1 protein-coding gene is annotated in these 353 nt (G+C 38.8%); it reads right to left on the minus strand.

Annotated elements, in window-relative coordinates:
• On the minus strand, window positions 1–347 hold a 347-nt coding region (locus GJU43_RS22765; RefSeq protein ID WP_154344189.1), incomplete at its 3' end, for a helix-turn-helix domain-containing protein.
• Window positions 348–353: the final 6 nt, after the last annotated feature.

Below are 353 nucleotides of genomic sequence, written 5' to 3' on the forward strand. Positions count from 1 at the left end.
AAACGTTCGTAAAGCTCCACGATTTTATCAAGCGGATTAAAGGTACAATGCTGGTTATTGTTATCAATCTGACCAAAGGCACCGTTTCCACTACTGTCATGAAAAGTGTTGAAATAGTTGATCATATTTTCTTCTGAAAAATTCTTTATTGCTTCTGGCGTAACACCCAAAGCTTTTGCTACTTCTGCAAGCTTTTCGTCGTCTATCGTCTCACTGTTTTCCATTATAGAAACAGCTTGTTGATTGGTACCTAAAGCTTGTGCCAACGCTTCCTGTTTCATGTCTCTCAGTTCACGGATACGGCTAATTTTTCGTCCTATATGACTTGGTTTTGCTAGTGTGCTCATAATTCA

Source organism: Flavobacterium sp. LC2016-23, assembly GCF_009674775.1.
In the GTDB taxonomy this organism is placed as follows: domain Bacteria; phylum Bacteroidota; class Bacteroidia; order Flavobacteriales; family Flavobacteriaceae; genus Flavobacterium.